The sequence below is a fragment of the Lentisphaera profundi genome (genome assembly GCF_028728065.1).
Lineage (GTDB): Bacteria > Verrucomicrobiota > Lentisphaeria > Lentisphaerales > Lentisphaeraceae > Lentisphaera > Lentisphaera profundi.
The window spans coordinates 2385282-2402216 of the sequence record NZ_CP117811.1; the positions used below are offsets into that span (position 1 = coordinate 2385282).

Genomic DNA, 16935 nt, shown 5'->3' on the forward strand with positions numbered 1-16935 from the left:
CGTAGTGCGTAAACTCAGCACGTAGTGCGTAAACTCAGCACGTAGTGCGTAAACTCAGCACGTAGTGCGTAATCTACTTATCTGAACGTCCGTACTTATCATTGAGACGAATGATATCATCTTCACCTAGATATTCGCCGGATTGGATTTCAATGATATCCAATTGTATTTTACCGGGGTTTTCTAAGTAATGAACTGTGCCCTTGGGAATATAAACAGATTCATTTTCATGAAGAAATTTTTCTTCTTCTCCAATAAGCACTTTTGCCGTCCCTGAAACCACTACCCAATGCTCTGCACGATGATGATGTAGTTGGGTTGAGAGCTTGGCACCTTGCTTTACGGTAATTCTTTTTACTTTAAAACGCTCACCCTCGTCCACGGTTGTATAAGAACCCCAAGGACGATGAACTGTACTATGCAGATCTAGTTCTTCACGACCTTTAAGTTCAGTCAGTAGCAACTTAATTGAGTCAATTTTTGAACGATCCGCAATTAATAAAGCACTGGGAGTATCGATGATAATCAGATTCTCCACGCCTAAAGTGGTAATTAATCGTGAGCCGCCATTAATGTAGGAATTTTTCGTGTCAACACAAACTGCATCCGTCTGAGGTGTAATGGCATTGCCATTCTCATCCGAATTTGCATCTTTATAAACTGACTCCCAAGAACCAAGATCATTCCAACCCGCGTCCAAACTGACAACCGCTGCATTTTTTGTATTCTCCATCACTGCATAATCAATTGATTCTGATGGACATTCACTAAAGAGTTTTTCATTGAGACGAATAAAATTCAAATCCTGCTCCGAAGCTTCATAAGCTAAGCGACTTGCTTCATAAAGTTCAGGTCGAAGTTTTTCGAGTTCTTGTAAATACACTGACGCTTTAAAAACAAACATGCCGCTATTCCAAAGGTAATCACCACTCGCTAAATATTTTTTCGCCGTTTCAAGATTCGGTTTTTCTTTAAATTTATTAATTTCATAACTCGCATCACCCAAAGCTTCGCCACGCTGAATATAGCCATAGCCCGTCTCTGGCTCATCTGCCACTATCCCAAAAGTCACAAGTTTACCTTGCTGAGCTAAATCTACGGCTCTAGCAATCGCTTCGTGAAAGGCCCCAATATTTTTGATATCATGATCTGCTGCTAAAACCAATAATAAGGCATCCTCAGAGGATTTCATTGCATGAAAAGCCGCGGCGGCGATGGCAGGTGCTGTATTGCGACCTACTGGCTCTAGTATTAATCCATTTGACTCGCAAGCTATTTGACGTAACTGCTCTTCGGCCAAGAAACGGTGCTCATCATTGCACAGTAAAATGGGTTCCGCTAAATTCGCCAAGCCATTTAGCCGTTTGATGGTTAATTGGAGCATACTCTCATCTGCCGCTAACAATGGTAAAAATTGCTTGGGATACATAGATCTAGATAATGGCCACAGACGCGTTCCTGAACCACCTGCTAAAATGACGGGAACTAAATTATTTTCTTTTGACAAACTCATAATGATGCCTTTTTTGATAAAATTGATTTTTATCAAGTTACTTTAAGTATGGCCTATCAGCAAGTGAAGGATTCTATAAGTCGAAACAAATTTTAGTTTGAAGCTCAGCTGAAGATGAGAGCTTAAGGGAGTAAGGGAGTAAGGGAGTAAGGGAGTAAGGGAGTAAGGGAGTAAGGGAGTAAGGGAGTAAGGGAGTAAGGGAGTAAGGGAGTAAGGGAGTAAGGGAGTAAGGGTTTTCACCACAGACCTAGTAGACAGTGCAGATGAGGGGATAATTTTTAATTATGAATGTTTAATGTTGAATAAAGGAATTGAACCACGGAATGCACGGAGTCACACAGAGGAAAAAGCTTAAACCACTAATCTTCGCTAATGCACACTAAGACATGGTGAAGAGCGATGGTTTGACGGAGTGCACGGAGATGGATAATTGTAAATAATGAATTTTTAATTTTGAATTAAATATAGACAAAAAGAAATACCTCAGCACGAAGTGCGTAAACTCAGCACGAAGTGCGTAAACTCAGCACGAAGGGCGTAAACTCAGCACGAAGGGCGTAAACTCAGCACGAAGGGCGTAAACTCAGCACGAAGGGCGTAAACTCAGCACGAAGGGCGTAAACTCAGCACGAAGGGCGTAAACTCAGCACGAAGGGCGTAAACTCAGCACGAAGGGCGTAAACTCAGCACGAAGGGCGTAAACTCAGCACTAAGTCCGTAAACTCAGCACGAAGGGCGTAAACTAATCAGGAACGTTTGGCGGCGGCTTTGAGGAGGCGGTCCATGATGGCGGCGGCGAGGTCATTGCCGGTGAGTTCGTAGACGTAAATAATGTCGAGCCCTAGAGAATCTAGGCGATGCAGGGCCGAAAAGAGATTATGGGCAATAGATTTAAAATCATCGTCCTGCTCACTTAAGACTTCAACCTCATCCGCCTCAATAGTCCCTTTCCCCATTTGTAAAAAGCCGATTTTTACTGATTGCGCAAAGCCAGGGTTTTCATCCTTCTTTAAAATGACTAATTTGGTATTCGGGGCATAATGGCTCGCTAATTGCCCTGGTGCGAGAGGTCTTTCTAAAACCGCTTTACCGTACTGAACTGAACCGGTGATGCGACGGATGTCCTCTGCACTTATCGCACCCTGACGTAAAATGATCGCTTCACCACTGGTGCAATCCACAATAGTCGACTCTATACCCCAATCACATTCACCACCATCTAAAATAATATCTACTTCTTCACCTAACTGAGAATCCACATGCTCCGCAGTGGTCGGGGAGAGGTAGCCAAAGGGATTCGCACTAGGAGCGGCCACGGGAATTTTTGCTTCACTTAATAACGCTAATGCTAAAGGATGGGCAGGCATGCGGATTGCCACCGTATCTAAACCAGCAGTAATGAGTTCAGGCACTAAATCAGTTTTTTTGAAAACGATTGTAATTGGACCAGGCCAAAAAGCCTCGGCTAAATCCGAGGCCACTTTGGGAACTTCTTGAACTAAGTCAGTGACTTGGTACATCTCCGCAATATGAACAATAAGCGGATCATATTTGGGCCGCTTCTTGGCTTTAAAAATCTTTTCACAAGCTTCTGCAGACAGAGCATTCGCACCGAGACCATAAACCGTCTCAGTTGCAAAAGCCACCAAATTATTTTTTTGTAAATGCTTGGCAGCTTTTTTAATGTTTTCCTCTGTCCCTCGGAAAATCGCCATTTTTTTAAGCTTTGTCCTCAGCTTCCATTTTTGCCGCTTTTTCGAGAACCATTTCATCCATGCCTTTTTTGTAGGCAATCATTTTCTCACGATACTCAGGAAATTTCCCACCGAGTATTTGCACCGCGAGCAGGCCTGCATTTTTAGCATTATTAATGGCAACACTCGCAACTGGAACTCCGCCGGGCATTTGCACAATGGAGAGCAAAGAATCCAAACCTTGAAGATTCGAACTGCGCACCGGGACACCGATGATTGGGAGCGGAGAAATAGCTGCCACCATACCTGGCAAGTGAGCGGCACCACCGGCACCAGCAATAATCACTTCTAAGCCACGGTCGGCTGCTGACTCTGAATACTTATATAGCTTATCAGGTGTTCTATGTGCAGAGACAATAGAGATTTCGTAAGGCACGCCGAATTCTTTCATAATTTCGCGTGCTGCATCCATAACTGGTAGATCTGAATCACTACCCATAATAATTCCAACGACTGGCTTCGACATAATTTACTCCGAGATAACTTTTAAATTTTTCTTAACGATCAGAGCCTTATCTAAGGCATCTTCTAAAACTGTGGAAGTCACTGTGACGTGACCCATTTTGCGAAAACCGCGGGTCTCTGCTTTGCCATACATATGCAATGAAACTCCAGGGATGTGGAGACAAACTTCAAGGCCATGGAGGTATGGCTCACCCGTGTAGCCTGGCTCACCTAAAAGGTTGTACATAACACAGGGACGCGTTTGATCCGGCGAGCCTAGGGGCAGGCCTGCTACCGCGCGAATATGCTGTTCATACTGACTCGTCACACAAGCCTCGATAGTATAATGCCCAGAGTTATGAGGACGTGGTGCGACTTCATTAACAAAAATCTCACCTGCTTTGTCCACAAACATTTCTACGCCAAAAATACCTGCACCACCCAGTGCCTCAATAGTTTTCTCCGCTAGATCACGTGCCTTCGCTTCGAGTTCAGGGGAAATTCTTGCAGGGACAATGCATAGATCGAGAATATTTGAGCGATCATCAAAAGTCATTTCAGTCACGGGGTAAGAGACGATATCTCCATCAATCCCGCGTGCGACCATCACTCCCAATTCCATCTCGAGATCTACCATTTTTTCGAGCATGCAAGCTCCTGGCAATTTTTCTGCCATGGCCGTTTTGTCTTTCATCACTAATACGCCCTTGCCATCGTAGCCACCCTTACGAGTTTTCTGTACTAGGGGGAAACCGAAAGTGGCGAAGTCCGCATCATCTTTTAATTCAATGAAGGCAGGGGTACTAATGCCTGCCTCTGCAATACACTGCTTTTGTAAGAGCTTATCTTGAATCACTGACAAAACACGAGGATCGGGATGAATTTTATTGCCCTGATCAGCAAGCTCAATTAAGACCTTGGTATCGACATGTTCCAAATCATAAGTACAAATATCAGTCTCTTCGACAATTTTCTTTAAACTTTCCGGATCATTCCAAGAACCAATAATCTGTGAATCTGCAACTTGTCCTGCAGGAGAATTCTCACCTGGATCTAACACGATTACGTGAAAACCCATCTTTTTGGCCGCTTGCGTCATCATGCGCCCTAACTGACCACCACCAATGATACCAATTGTCTTCATTTTACTTGTCTCTTACTTTAAATTATTTATCCAAAATAATGGACTTTCTCTTTTCTTCAAAAGTCTAAGTGATTTAGCTGAATAGTTTTTCCACTTCAAGCGAAAGCCAAGCCTCTGCTAAACTGCATTTGCCACCTCTATAAAAAGTTTCTGGGCGAGTTTTCACCTTTCTTTTGTGGACAAATCATTTTTGAGATACATCTTGGCGGAAATAACCCCAGGAAGATATTTTAATGAGCAAAAATCATCATCGCGGTGGCCTACCATGGCTATTCAATCCCTTTGAAATCAAATTCAGTGCCTATTCTGGCTCTGGAAAAACAACATTAATCTGCCGTTTAATCAACGAAATGCACGAGGATTTTGATATTGCCTATGCAAAGTCTGATGCTCACCGTTTCGAAATGGATAAACCTCGAAAAGATACTCATCAAGCACAACTGGCGGGTGCCCAAGCCGTCGTCATCAATAATCTTGAAGCACGAGCTAAACTAGAAAAACGCCCTGCAAATGAAATCTGGCGTAGCCTCAATCTCTTAGAATATGATATCGTTTTTGTCGAAGGCTATAAAAACCACACACAATCTCCTCGCATCCTCTTGGTTAACGAAAAAATGCTTGAAGAAATTGCCGACAGAGATCTAGAGAACGTCATTGCCTTTGTAGGCCCTGCACAAGATCGACCACAAGAACTACCCGAAGCCATCCCCTACTTACATAGAGATAATATCCCCGCCATTAAAAAACTTATTTTAGCTACATGGGAAGCAAGAATCCCCAAAACTAAGGGACTTGTACTTGTCGGCGGCAAGAGCCGTCGCATGGGTGAAGATAAAGCTAGCATGAAGTTTTCGACTCAATCCATGGCGCGCCAAGCTTATGATTTACTCAAAGAAAAATGCGATGAAGTTTATTTATCCGTAAGAGACCTGCACCAAGAAGTTCCAGCAGATTGCCAAGGCCTACCATTGATTACTGATAAATTCATTGATTTGGGCCCCACTGGCGGAATCTTATCCGCCTTCAAAAATGACTCCACAAGCGCCTGGCTTGTGATGGGCTGTGACTTACCCTTAGTCAACAGCGAAGCCCTCGCTAAACTTTGCGATGGTCGCAATGCCCAACGCTATGCAACTTGCTTTAAATCTCAGTACGATGGCATGCCCGAACCTTTATTTGCGATCTATGAACCCAAGGCACAGAATCGTTTTTATCAATTTTTAGCAACCAATCGCCAGTGCCCACGCAAAGTTTTATTGAACTCTTCGATAGCACTTATTGAGCAAGGGGACTATAATTACTTAGATAATGCTAATACCCCGGAAGATGCTTTACGCATCAAAGAAGAATTAATCCAAGGCTAAAAAATGAACTGCTATCATCTTCAATACTTCAGTTTGCTCGGCGACTTCACAAAAAAAAGTTCCGAAGCCCTTAATTCTGAAGCTCAAAGCCCAGAGGAACTCTATGCTGAAATAGAGCAGATCTATTCATTTTCTTATGATAAGGATAAGTTCCGTGTCGCTATTAATGATGAATTTAGTGACTGGAATACAGCACTCAATGATGGTGACAGAATTGTTTTCATCCCACCAGTAGCAGGAGGTTAATATGCAAAACTTCCATATCTCTGCACAGGCCATCGAAGATATTGATATCGTTGCAAAAGTCGCCACTCCCCAATCAGGTGGCTATGTCATTTTTGATGGCCGTGTACGTGACCACAATGAGAATCGCGATGTGACTCACCTCGAGTACCAAGCCTATGAAGCCCTGGCGGTTAAAGAAGGTGAGCGCATCATCAAAGAAGCCGGCGAACGCTACAACATCCACAAAGTTTTTTGCATTCACCGCACGGGTGATCTAAAGATTGGTGAATCTGCAGTCCGACTCATTGTAAGTGCCAAACATCGCGGCACCGCTTTTGAAGCCTGCGAATTCATTATTGACGAGCTTAAAACCCGCGTCCCAATCTGGAAAAATGAACATTACACTGACGGCTCTAGTGGCTGGGTTGAATGCCATGAATGTTCAAAACACGCACACCACGAGGAGCACTAATGTCTGAATTCTCTCACGTCGATCAAGAAGGCAAAGTCAACATGGTTGATGTTGGCGACAAAAGCATCCAAAAACGCGTCGCTATTGCCAGTGGAAAAATCAGCTTAAACGACGAGACCTTAAGCAAAATCCAAGATAACTCAATGAAAAAGGGCGATGTCTTAACCACTGCAAGAATTGCGGGCATCCAAGCTGCTAAGCAATGCTCCAGCCTGATCCCCCTCTGCCACACGCTATTGCTCAACAAAGTATCTGTAGACACCGAAGTCGTCGAAGATGGCGTCAGAGTAGAAGCTCTCGCACGTTGCAATGGTCAAACAGGCGTTGAAATGGAAGCACTTACTGCAGTCTCGGTAGCACTACTCACGATCTATGACATGTGTAAAGCAGTGGATAAAAATATGGTGATGACTGATATCACTCTCAATTCAAAAACTAAAGAAGACCTGAGCTAAATTCCAGATGCAATAAACAAAGCTAGGCTCAGTACATAGAGACTGAGGCCACATAATAAAAGCTTAATTGCCAAGTGATATTTTCTCGTACGTAGATTGCGAATTTCTATCAATTTTTGCAAGGATTCATCTTCTTGAATGTTGGGTATGGCAGTCATCCAATTTAGCGTTAAAGGCCCCCTGAATAGGATAACCCCTGACAAAAGTACCAATAGTACGCCACTGATAATCAAGGCCGATTCCAGTTTACCGCTGGCAGCAATGCGCTCACCAGAAAATCCGCTAATCATGAGGCAGACAGTAATCAAGCCAAGTATCATTTGACTGCGTACCTGCAGTATATTAAAAGCTGCCGCCATTTGATTCAGTATTTTCTCGATATAATCCTGTTCAGAATACAACTTTTTGAGCTGCTGTAATTCTTCCTCAGGATTGAGTTTATTCATTATAGAGAAATAAACATTTTAACTTTTTCCACATCTTCAACTAAGTCTGTCCAGTTCTGATAACGATCATCGTAATCGCGTTGCATCATTCTCTGTAGAATTTTTGACACCTCAGGACTCACCTCAGAATTAACAACATGAGCTAAGGGGACTTCTCCATGAAGTACTTGGTCAATCACTTCTTCAGCATTTTCACTATGAAAAGGAAATTGTCCCGTCACCAAATGAAAACAGGTTGCACCCATTGAATAAATATCGGTTCTATAATCAGGGTTAGTTTCTCCACTGACAATGACTGGACAAATATACTCTGGCGTTCCAAAAGTAATATCAGTATCATTTTCTATTGGATGATTGTAAATGTGAGCAAGTCCCCAATCAATTAAAACAATTCTATCATCTTCACTTGCCATTATATTAGCTGGCTTTATATCCCGATGAATCGCTCCAAACTTTCTCCACACATGATCCAATAAATCTGCGAGATGAATAATGAGATCAAGTACGTAAATCTGATCAAAAGATCCCTCTCGAAGCAGAAGTGTATCCAAACCCTCGCCTTCGACATAATTCATGGCTAAGTAATAATAATTATGATGCTGATTGAAGCTTGCTAAGCGCGGTAGACATTCATGTTCGAAATGGTCCATGATGTAAGCTTCTTGCTCAAAAAGCCTGAAGGCATACTTACTATCCACATCCGTATTGAGAATTTTAAGCGCCACAACTCGCTCAGATTTAATTGCGTGCCCGTAGTAAACTTCTCCCATTGCACCCTTTGCCAACCAGCCATCAATTAAATAAGGGCCAATTTGCTCACCTGCGTGAAAAGATGGCGCAGGACAAATAACACCTGCTTTGCAATAGGGACAAACCATCCCGTAACCATAATTCTCTTGTGAAACTCGCAATTTATGTAGACAGGAATCACAATGAAATGGCATAAATAGACCTACGGCTTTCTCAATCGGCGCAGCTTTATTGTAGGACTTCTTTTTTATTCGCATTTCATTTCTCTTTTTTAGTAAAGGGCATAATATGCCTTAAGACTTTGAAATCATCAATATGAATTGTATTTTCTAGGCCTATTAGTGTAATAATTTTAACACAAATCATAACAATCTTTTATAAACACCTTAACTCACAAAGAATTTAAAAGTACATATGGATAATCGAGACTCAGAAACACAAGATGAGATTGCTGCCGCCTCAGCTTTCATAAAGCCTTTAAAAAATGAAATTGCCAAAGTCATTTCAGGGCAGGAAGATTTAGTCGATCGACTAATAATTGGACTTATCTGTTCAGGTCATCTTCTCGTCGAAGGTGTACCAGGCTTAGCAAAAACCCTTACAATCAATACTCTAGCCCAAGCGATCAAAGCCGACTCAAGTCGCCTACAGTTTACACCCGATTTACTGCCCGCAGATATTGTAGGCACTTCAATTTACGACCCGCGCGAACATAGTTTCTCCGTCAAAAAGGGCCCTATCTTTGCCAACTTAGTCTTGGCTGATGAAATCAACCGTGCCCCTGCGAAAGTTCAGTCCGCGCTACTTGAAGCGATGCAGGAAAAGCAGGTCACCATTGGTAGTGAAAGTTTTAAACTCCCCGAAACATTCATGGTCATGGCCACCCAGAATCCACTCGATCAGGAAGGAACCTATCCATTGCCTGAAGCGCAAATGGATCGCTTCATGATGAAAGTATTAGTTGACTACCCCGATCGTAAAAACGAGCTTAATATCCTAAGAAATATGGCTCGCCCAAAAGTTGATGTGAAAGCTGAGGCTATTTGTAGCACCGAAGATATCTTACGCGCCCGGAATTTACTGGATAAAGTTTTCATTGATGAGAGCCTACAGGAATACATCGTCGATATCATCATGGCCACACGCCCAGGCATGACCGCGCAACTCTCCTCACGTCAACAACATGCTAATTTAAAGTCACTTCCCGATCTTATTTCTTGCGGGGCATCTCCACGTGCGACTCTGAGCCTTACACTTGCAGCAAAAACTCGCGCTTTTTGCCAAGGACGCAATTACATCCTGCCTGAAGATATACTTGCCTTAGCTCCCGACGTTTTACGCCATCGCATCATCCCTTCCTATGAAGCTGAAGCAGAGGGCCTAACGAGTGACCGCCTCATCCAACTTATCCTCAGTGAACTTAAAGCACCCTAAAGATGCTTAACTCACGGGAAATCATTTCTGCCGTTAAAAAACTAGAAATCAAAACGCGCAAAAATGTTGATGAATTAACGGGTGGAGCTTATCATTCGGTTTTCAAGGGTCGTGGCATGGAATTTTGCGATATTCGCGAATACAGCCCCGGCGATGATGTGCGTACGATTGACTGGAATGTCACTGCTCGTGCGGGCCATCCCTATATCAAGCAATTCACTGAAGAACGCGAATTGACTATTAATATCTTAGTGGATATTTCTGGTTCTGCCGACTTTGGTGGAGATAAAACACGTATGCAAAATGCCATTGAAATTGCCATGCTCATTGCCTTTAGCGCTATCCGCAATCGCGATCGCGTCGGCCTCATCTTGCATAGTGATGAAGAAGAACTGCATTTACGTGCCAAGCGCGGCAAGCAACACATCCTACGCATGGCTCGTGAGCTCATTGTACATCAGCGCAAAAGTAAAAAAACTAATATCAAGAAACTACTCGATCGCTTAATGCAGGTTCAAAAAAAGAAATCCGTCGTTTTCCTCATTTCTGATTTAATGGATAACAACTACGAGAAAAGTCTTCGTTCTGTAGGAAAAAAGCACGACCTGATCGTCATCAATATCTTAGATGAATTTGAAATCAACATCCCAAAGCGTCTCCCCCCTTTATTAATGCAAGATGCCGAAACTGGGCTCGTAGATTTCTTTAAACCCAATGCTCGAATCCATAAGGCTGCACAACAATTTATCGAACGCAATAAAAAATCCTGTATAAAAGCTGGCGCCGATTGGATACTCTTAAAAAACACGAGTAATCCTGTGGCCGAACTCATGAAATTCTTTGAGCGCAGGAATCTCCGAAAATGAAAAAAACAAAACTACTCATCCTCATTCTCTTTTGTCTCACCCTGCTCACAGGCTCCTTGTTTTATTGGATTAAATGGCAAACAAAGCTGCAGAGCAAAGTCATTGAGGTCAGCACAAATAAAGCATCCTTTGAAATTGCCGAAGCAATAAAATTTCAAACTATAATCAAAATCCCTCTTCACGCCTCCTATGAGATCCAAGGATTTGAGCTCGAAGAAGGCCTTAAAGAGCATCAAACTGGCATCCAATTCACACCGCAACTTATCAATCGCATGATTATGACTGAAAGTCTTTTTGCGATTCGCGAAGGTGAGTACAAAAACTTATCCCGTACGCTACTTATTCACGGCCCGCGAGGAATGCAAAAACTAGAAATAAAGTATCCTGAATTCTCAGTCAAAGCACGATCATTGCCTCAAGAAGCACAAATGAAATCCTTTAGCGAAATTGAGCTCCCAAGTTCTGGCCTATACCTTTCATCTCCAGTGACTATTTCCATCATCCTTCTCTCTAGCTTAATTTTTAGCTTAGCTTTTTTCAAAAAACTGCCAAAAGCAAGTGCAACTGAAGAAGAAAAATTCCTGCAATTCATACAAACTATGCTTGCCAATGATGATCAGCCCTCTCATTTTGTTTTAATGACTGTCCAGGATGAATTGCGATCACTTCTCGCAAAAATTCACGGCGAAACCTTTCTTTCGAGTCCCGTTAATCATTTACCCTGGGAGAATCTCAGCGAAAATGATTCTCAGCTTTTAAGTTCAATTCTGAATAAAATTTTCCGTGCTCGCTTTCATCGGCAGGCCATTACTAAGGAAGAATTCCAAAACATGCTCCATCAACTTCAATCCTGGTCTAGCCAGTTAGTCGAAGGGGTTCAGAAATGAGTTTCCAGTACCCTTGGCTGCTTTTGCTACTCATCCTTTTGATTCCACTTTTTTGGCGTCAAATCCAGCTAAAGCCACCTGCTGTCAAAGTCTCTTCACTTCCCCATTTCACTGGTAGAAGAGGAACTGAACACAGGCCCTTCTCGCGCTTTCTCATTCCCATATTTTTCGAGTTCCTTGCTCTCACTTTAATGATTGTGGCCCTCGCACGGCCTAGAACGGGCCAAGAAAATTCTTATAGTTATAAAGATGGCGTCGACATTGTATTTTCTTTAGATATTTCTGGGAGTATGAGTTCTTACGATCAACCAGACAATCTCCCCACTGAACGTAATGCCATTGCCAGAGCCATTGATAACAAAGAACTCCATCCTCGCCTGTACTATGCTAAAAAAGCCATCGCCGCCTTTATCGAAAAACGCAAATCGGATCGCTTAGGCCTCGTTGTCTTTGGCGCCGAAGCTTATAGTGTGTGCCCACCTACCAATGACCATAAATACCTTCAGAATAGGCTTACAGAAATCAGTACTGAATATCTTGGCGACTACAATCGTCAGACAAATATAACGGCTGCCATCAGTGGTGGCTTAGCTCGTCTCCGAAAGTCCCGGGCTCCAAAAAAATCATCATTCTCGTTACCGATGGCAGTCATACCGCTAACACCGACCTGACTCCAGGAATGGCCGCAAAAGCTGCAGAGAAGTCTGACGCCGTGATCTATACTATTGGCGTCGGCAATGAAATCGCCTGGAATGTTGAGAACTTCTTTGGCTCTAGTCGTTTGAGCGCCAGCAATGCCGATTTTGACGAAGAATTGCTCAAAGAAATCGCAGAAAAAACTGGTGGCCTTTATTTCTCTGTTCGCCAAGCAGATAAAATGGAAGACGTCTTAAAAACAATTGATCAACTCGAAAAAGTTGAACTCAAGCACTTTCATAATATCAATTATGCTGAACATTTCATGCCCTTTGTCTGGGCGTCTTTGATTTGCTTATTGATTGCCACCCTCTTGTCTCACTCCCTATTCATGAGGTATCCCTAATGGTTTATTTTAAAAATATCGACTTACTTCCCTACCTCATTGCCATTTTCGCCTTTGCACTCTTGTGCCTATTTTTTGGTAATAGCTACCGACGTAAAATTATTAAATTACTCAAGCTCGACTATGGCTTAGACTTAATTAAAATGAGTCAACTCTCACAGTCACGCCGCCGTATGCGCTATTCGCTACTGATAATTATCATTGCCATCTTATGCCTGTGCTTACTGCGTCCACAAGGGAAAGAAATCGCCCAAGAAAAAGAAAGCTCCAGTCGCTCAATACTCTTTCTCATTGATATCTCCAAAAGTATGAATGTTCGAGATATGAATGAACAAAGCCGCTTAGAGTATTCAAAATGGTGGGCTAAAAGATTGATGAGCGATATCCCTGGTGACCGTTTTGGCCTTATCACTTTTTCCAAAATTGCCAATATTGAATGCCCCCTCACATCCGATCCCGAAATGGTTTTGCTCTATCTTGCAGACCTCAATAGCTCACTTTTACCGGGTGGAGGAACCAATATTGCAGACGCCTTAGATAACGCCCAAAAACAATTCAAAGAAAATGAACGCGATAGTCGTGTCGTCGTTTTGCTAAGTGATGGCGAAACCGAGAACGATAAGTGGCGTGAGTCACTCGATGCCTTGAAGAAGAAAAATATCCCTGTCAATGTCATTGGCTTAGGAGATCCCAAGCGCGAAGGGCTAGTGTTGGATGAAAAAGGTCGTCCCATCCGCAATTCAAAAGGAGACTATGTCATGAGCTTAAGCGACACCAGTACCCTCAAACAAATCGCAGATGAAACCGGTGGTACATATATCCCATGGGATCCGGAACAGTCTCTCAAGTCAGGTCACCGTGAGATCGAAGCACTCATTCACGATTTGGAATTTGATGAAAGTAAAAAAGAAAATATTAAAGTTCGTACGGAACTTTACTTTCTATTTATACCTTTTGCGATCCTCATTTTGACGATTCGCCTTTGGATTTCAGAATCAAAAACTAAAGAGATCTCTACGAAATTACTGAGTCTCTTTATTGTATTCGCTTTAAGTCCTGAACTACCTGCTCAGGCACAACTCCCGCCTCAAGCAAGCTCGCCCACCAAAACTCAAAAAGCCAAAATCTCCCCGGAAGAACTCAAAAAGAAAATTGATGAAATATGTGTACACATTACTCATCCCATCACTGAAATGAAGTCCTATAATTGTGCTTTAGTAATCGAAAATAAACTCAATGAATATCCAGCTTTGATACTCGAGCATTTAGACAAGCTCTATCGAGCAGCTGCACGAGATCCACGAATTAAATTACAGGCCTTAGCAAATTTAAATTCCTTCAAGCACAAGCAGGCCTTGCTTAGTGAGCCCGCAAATCAAAGCAAAGCATTAGAGACCGTAATCAATGATTATATTACTCTCTTGAGCCAATACCCAAATAGCGAAGACTTACAATACAATATTGACCTAGCACTCCAGCAAAAACAAAAAATAGATCAGCAGGATAAAGATCAGCAGGACAAAGATCAGCAGGATAAAGATCAGCAGGACAAAGATCAGCAAGACAAAGATCAGCAAGACAAAGATCAGCAGGACAAAGATCAGCAGGACAAAGATCAGCAGGACAAAGATCAGCAGGACAAAGATCAAAAAACAGATCCCGGCAAAGAGAATCCAAATGATAAACAAAAGCCAGGTCAACAGCAACAAAAAGCGAGTCAAATGACTGAGGACGAAGCAAACGCCGCATTCCAAGACGAACTTAAGCGACAACAACAATTACGAGATCTAATCCGCCAAAGTCGTGAACAACGAAATAAACGCCAACACTTCAATCCAGAACAGGATAAATAATAATGAAATATTTCGCTTTGATTTCACTGTTCTTTTCTTGCTTATTATCTGCAGAAATACGCCACCAATACACCTTGCCAAATAATACCGATGAATTGGGTCAGCTCTATATCAGTAGTGATACTGAATTAAAATTCACAAGTTTACCCAAAATTGATAGCTTACTCTGGGGACGCCCTTCTGTCTCAAGTCGAAGTAGTATTTTTAACGGTCGTCGCTCCTATACCAGTAGTATCACGATCCCTTTTAAAGTCTTGAAACCTGGACCTTTTACCATCCCCAAATTAACCTTGGCTACCCACGAAATTGCTTCCATCAATTTTGAAATTAAAAAAAGCCCTTATGACCAGATCTATTTTATTAAAACTGAAATCATCAAGGATAGCAAAAAACTTTATCCAGGGCAGTATTTTCGTCTAAAAACTAATCTCTACTTCCAAAAGGATTATGCTATACAAGGAGATTTCTCCTTCCCTGAATTAGAAGCCGAAGGCATTAAACTTAGAACTTTTGCCAATCGGAGCTCGGGCAATCAACACATAGAATCAGTCGAACAAAACGAAGTCGAATTTATGGGTAATAAATTCAACGTCGTGAGCTTAACTTATGTCGCTAGTGCTCTCATCAGCGGCGACTACAAGGCGACTGTCAATCACCAAGCACGTCTGGCGAAGCGCTCAACCACTCCTGGGACTGGCCGCCCTGTCAGCCTGCAAAGGCAGCACTCATTTCCTGAAATAAAGATCACTATTCTCCCTCCTGCACCGAAAGATACTATAAACACACGTTTAGTCGGAACTTGGCAATTGAGTTCTAGTGCTGATAAAGAAGAAGTTGAAGTTGGCAAGCCTTTCACCCTCAACTTTACTTTCTCTTCAAAAGATGGTGACCCAGAACGTTTCCTTATCCCTCAGCAACAATTTAAATTCTTTCGCCTTTTGAGCGAAGAACGTACAATTGAAAATCAGGTGTTAGAAAATTTATCTGCCAAGCAAAAGTTGATCTTGGCGGCATTGGGCAGCGACGTCAAAATCCCAGCCTTTAATTTTGTGACATTTGACCCCATCCAAGAAAAATACCATAGCCTAAAAGCCCATTTCTCTTCGATAAAATTTAAGGGTGAAAAATTCAAAGAAGCGCCCAAAGTAGCTCCACGTGTAAGCCCTGTGAAAAAAGATACCGACAGGACTCTACAAGTGCAAGTCGATGAACGTATTCGACTCCCCCTGATCGCTAATATCCATCCCATTTTATTGATATTAGCGAGCTTACTGCCCCTCGCCTTTTTTCTTAAAGCCTACATTCATGTCAAACCCACCACACGAGCGATGCAAGAAAAAAAGTTACGTCAAATCCGTCGCATCCTCAAAAAGTCGAATCCCGAAAAGTCCCACAATATTTACAAAGATCACCTCGTACCTCTGCTCAAGCAAATTTACTTGTTTAGTTCGGGAGACAGCAACAATCAAGTCATTCAAAAAATATCCAATACGGAGCTCAAACAAATTTTAACACGTTACGAAAATCAGCGCTTCCAAAAAGGCGCCGACAAAGTCATCAATGGCAAATCACTCAGCAAAGCCTTGAAAGCTTTAAGTTTCTTCTTCCTCTGTATGCTGCCCTTTGCTAGCCAAGCTCAAAACGAGCCCTTAAAATCGAGTACTGAGTATATAAAACTACTTGAAAAAGAGCCTGAAAATATAAGTTACACTTTAAATACCGCGCTCGCTTTAGTCGAAGAAAAAAATCATAGTTTAGCTTATGCCTACTCTCAGCGTATCACACGCATGGCACCACGTCTTGAACGCAATAATGAACTTGCCACTCAACTAAGAAAAACTTTAAAACAAGTACCTTCGACAACTCCCTTCCTCCGCCCAGACGAGCTCTGGACCATGGCCATTTATTTATGGATCACGGCCTTCTTTTTACTTTGCATCTACCGCAAAATCTCAAAAACCTTAATTACGGTCATCTTTTCTAGTGCCTTACTAATATCTGTCTGGGCCTACCTTCTCACGCAAAGTTATTGGCGTGATAATCAATATATCGTCATAAACAAATCTGCAAAAAGCTACTCATCTGTCAACGGCTCACAGCCTGATGCTACTGCAGTCAAATATCTCGCAACTTACTCTGGACAAGCTCAAGCATCCCAACGAGTCCTCATCATTAAGGGTGAAGATAAAATTTGGCTTGAGCGAAAAGACCTCTTCAAAGTTTGGTAAAGCCTCGATTTGAATTAGAAAATTCTCTGTCTCAGGTCATTGTGACTTTTTGATTTAT

15 protein-coding genes and 1 pseudogene are annotated in these 16935 nt (G+C 42.4%); 10 read left to right on the forward strand and 6 right to left on the reverse strand.

Features of this window, described 5'->3' with window-relative positions; all coding sequences use genetic code 11:
* Positions 1–73 precede the first annotated feature (73 nt).
* The 4 genes from PQO03_RS09690 to purK form a co-directional block, all read right to left on the reverse strand.
* Positions 74–1513, reverse strand: coding sequence for a mannose-1-phosphate guanylyltransferase/mannose-6-phosphate isomerase (locus PQO03_RS09690; protein ID WP_274149926.1), 1440 nt, complete (start codon positions 1511–1513; stop codon positions 74–76).
* A 746-nt stretch (positions 1514–2259) separates the two neighbouring features.
* Complete coding sequence (locus PQO03_RS09695; RefSeq protein ID WP_274149928.1) at positions 2260–3228, reverse strand: L-threonylcarbamoyladenylate synthase; 969 nt, start codon at positions 3226–3228, stop codon at positions 2260–2262.
* Positions 3229–3232: 4 nt separating this feature from the next.
* The gene (gene purE, locus PQO03_RS09700) at positions 3233–3733 is read right to left on the reverse strand and encodes a 5-(carboxyamino)imidazole ribonucleotide mutase (RefSeq protein ID WP_274149930.1); all 501 of its coding nucleotides are present in this window, start codon (positions 3731–3733) and stop codon (positions 3233–3235) included.
* A 3-nt stretch (positions 3734–3736) separates the two neighbouring features.
* Positions 3737–4855 carry a 5-(carboxyamino)imidazole ribonucleotide synthase gene (purK, locus tag PQO03_RS09705; protein ID WP_274149932.1) on the reverse strand — a complete coding sequence of 373 codons (1119 nt, stop codon included), beginning with the start codon at positions 4853–4855 and terminating at the stop codon, positions 3737–3739.
* 233 nt (positions 4856–5088) lie between these two features.
* Between purK and PQO03_RS09710 the strand changes: the two genes are divergently transcribed.
* From PQO03_RS09710 to moaC, 4 genes are read left to right on the forward strand one after another with little or no spacing between them, the layout of a single operon-like run.
* Positions 5089–6219 carry a molybdopterin-guanine dinucleotide biosynthesis protein MobB gene (locus tag PQO03_RS09710; RefSeq protein WP_274149934.1) on the forward strand — a complete coding sequence of 377 codons (1131 nt, stop codon included), beginning with the start codon at positions 5089–5091 and terminating at the stop codon, positions 6217–6219.
* Positions 6220–6222: 3 nt separating this feature from the next.
* Entirely contained in the window at positions 6223–6465 is a 243-nt protein-coding gene (locus tag PQO03_RS09715; protein WP_274149936.1) for a MoaD/ThiS family protein, read from the forward strand.
* Between the two features lies 1 nt (position 6466).
* Complete coding sequence (locus tag PQO03_RS09720; RefSeq protein WP_274149938.1) at positions 6467–6916, forward strand: molybdenum cofactor biosynthesis protein MoaE; 450 nt, start codon at positions 6467–6469, stop codon at positions 6914–6916.
* A complete protein-coding gene (moaC, locus tag PQO03_RS09725; RefSeq protein ID WP_274149940.1) occupies positions 6916–7371 on the forward strand; it encodes a cyclic pyranopterin monophosphate synthase MoaC in 456 nt (151 codons plus the stop codon). The genes PQO03_RS09720 and moaC overlap by 1 nt, the downstream gene beginning before the upstream one ends.
* Here the strand turns inward: moaC and PQO03_RS09730 are convergent.
* Both PQO03_RS09730 and PQO03_RS09735 read right to left on the reverse strand, forming a co-directional pair.
* Positions 7368–7817 (reverse strand): hypothetical protein, encoded by a 450-nt coding sequence (locus PQO03_RS09730; protein WP_274149942.1) that lies wholly within the window; start codon positions 7815–7817, stop codon positions 7368–7370. The genes moaC and PQO03_RS09730 overlap by 4 nt on opposite strands.
* Entirely contained in the window at positions 7817–8824 is a 1008-nt protein-coding gene (locus PQO03_RS09735; protein WP_274149944.1) for a serine/threonine protein kinase, read from the reverse strand. Before PQO03_RS09735 ends, PQO03_RS09730 begins: the two co-directional genes overlap by 1 nt.
* A gap of 157 nt (positions 8825–8981) precedes the next feature.
* Here PQO03_RS09735 and PQO03_RS09740 point away from each other — a divergent pair, with 157 nt between their 5' ends.
* From PQO03_RS09740 to PQO03_RS09765, 6 genes and pseudogenes are all read left to right on the forward strand, one after another.
* Positions 8982–10001: an AAA family ATPase gene (locus tag PQO03_RS09740; RefSeq protein ID WP_274149946.1), complete on the forward strand. Its 1020-nt coding sequence runs from the start codon at positions 8982–8984 to the stop codon at positions 9999–10001.
* 2 nt (positions 10002–10003) lie between these two features.
* Entirely contained in the window at positions 10004–10867 is an 864-nt protein-coding gene (locus PQO03_RS09745; protein WP_274149947.1) for a DUF58 domain-containing protein, read from the forward strand.
* On the forward strand, positions 10864–11754 hold the full coding sequence (locus tag PQO03_RS09750; RefSeq protein ID WP_274149949.1) for a hypothetical protein: 891 nt from the start codon (positions 10864–10866) through the stop codon (positions 11752–11754). The genes PQO03_RS09745 and PQO03_RS09750 overlap by 4 nt, the downstream gene beginning before the upstream one ends.
* Positions 11751–12796, forward strand: a pseudogene (locus tag PQO03_RS09755) (vWA domain-containing protein). The gene PQO03_RS09750 and the pseudogene PQO03_RS09755 overlap by 4 nt, the downstream one beginning before the upstream one ends.
* The gene (locus tag PQO03_RS22200) at positions 12796–14649 is read left to right on the forward strand and encodes a vWA domain-containing protein (protein ID WP_274149951.1); all 1854 of its coding nucleotides are present in this window, start codon (positions 12796–12798) and stop codon (positions 14647–14649) included. The pseudogene PQO03_RS09755 and the gene PQO03_RS22200 overlap by 1 nt, the downstream one beginning before the upstream one ends.
* Positions 14650–14651: 2 nt before the next feature.
* A complete protein-coding gene (locus tag PQO03_RS09765) occupies positions 14652–16877 on the forward strand; it encodes a BatD family protein (RefSeq protein ID WP_274149953.1) in 2226 nt (741 codons plus the stop codon).
* Positions 16878–16935: the final 58 nt, after the last annotated feature.

Excerpts from the sequence above, each read along its gene's own strand:
- PQO03_RS09690 (WP_274149926.1), bottom strand. The coding sequence starts at position 1,513 with ATGAGTTTGTCAAAAGAAAATAATTTAGTTCCCGTCATTTTAGCAGGT.
- PQO03_RS09695 (WP_274149928.1), bottom strand. The coding sequence starts at position 3,228 with ATGGCGATTTTCCGAGGGACAGAGGAAAACATTAAAAAAGCTGCCAAG.
- purE (WP_274149930.1), bottom strand. The coding sequence starts at position 3,733 with ATGTCGAAGCCAGTCGTTGGAATTATTATGGGTAGTGATTCAGATCTA.
- purK (WP_274149932.1), bottom strand. The coding sequence starts at position 4,855 with ATGAAGACAATTGGTATCATTGGTGGTGGTCAGTTAGGGCGCATGATG.
- PQO03_RS09710 (WP_274149934.1), top strand. The coding sequence starts at position 5,089 with ATGAGCAAAAATCATCATCGCGGTGGCCTACCATGGCTATTCAATCCC.
- PQO03_RS09715 (WP_274149936.1), top strand. The coding sequence starts at position 6,223 with ATGAACTGCTATCATCTTCAATACTTCAGTTTGCTCGGCGACTTCACA.
- PQO03_RS09720 (WP_274149938.1), top strand. The coding sequence starts at position 6,467 with ATGCAAAACTTCCATATCTCTGCACAGGCCATCGAAGATATTGATATC.
- moaC (WP_274149940.1), top strand. The coding sequence starts at position 6,916 with ATGTCTGAATTCTCTCACGTCGATCAAGAAGGCAAAGTCAACATGGTT.
- PQO03_RS09730 (WP_274149942.1), bottom strand. The coding sequence starts at position 7,817 with ATGAATAAACTCAATCCTGAGGAAGAATTACAGCAGCTCAAAAAGTTG.
- PQO03_RS09735 (WP_274149944.1), bottom strand. The coding sequence starts at position 8,824 with ATGCGAATAAAAAAGAAGTCCTACAATAAAGCTGCGCCGATTGAGAAA.
- PQO03_RS09740 (WP_274149946.1), top strand. The coding sequence starts at position 8,982 with ATGGATAATCGAGACTCAGAAACACAAGATGAGATTGCTGCCGCCTCA.
- PQO03_RS09745 (WP_274149947.1), top strand. The coding sequence starts at position 10,004 with ATGCTTAACTCACGGGAAATCATTTCTGCCGTTAAAAAACTAGAAATC.
- PQO03_RS09750 (WP_274149949.1), top strand. The coding sequence starts at position 10,864 with ATGAAAAAAACAAAACTACTCATCCTCATTCTCTTTTGTCTCACCCTG.
- PQO03_RS22200 (WP_274149951.1), top strand. The coding sequence starts at position 12,796 with ATGGTTTATTTTAAAAATATCGACTTACTTCCCTACCTCATTGCCATT.
- PQO03_RS09765 (WP_274149953.1), top strand. The coding sequence starts at position 14,652 with ATGAAATATTTCGCTTTGATTTCACTGTTCTTTTCTTGCTTATTATCT.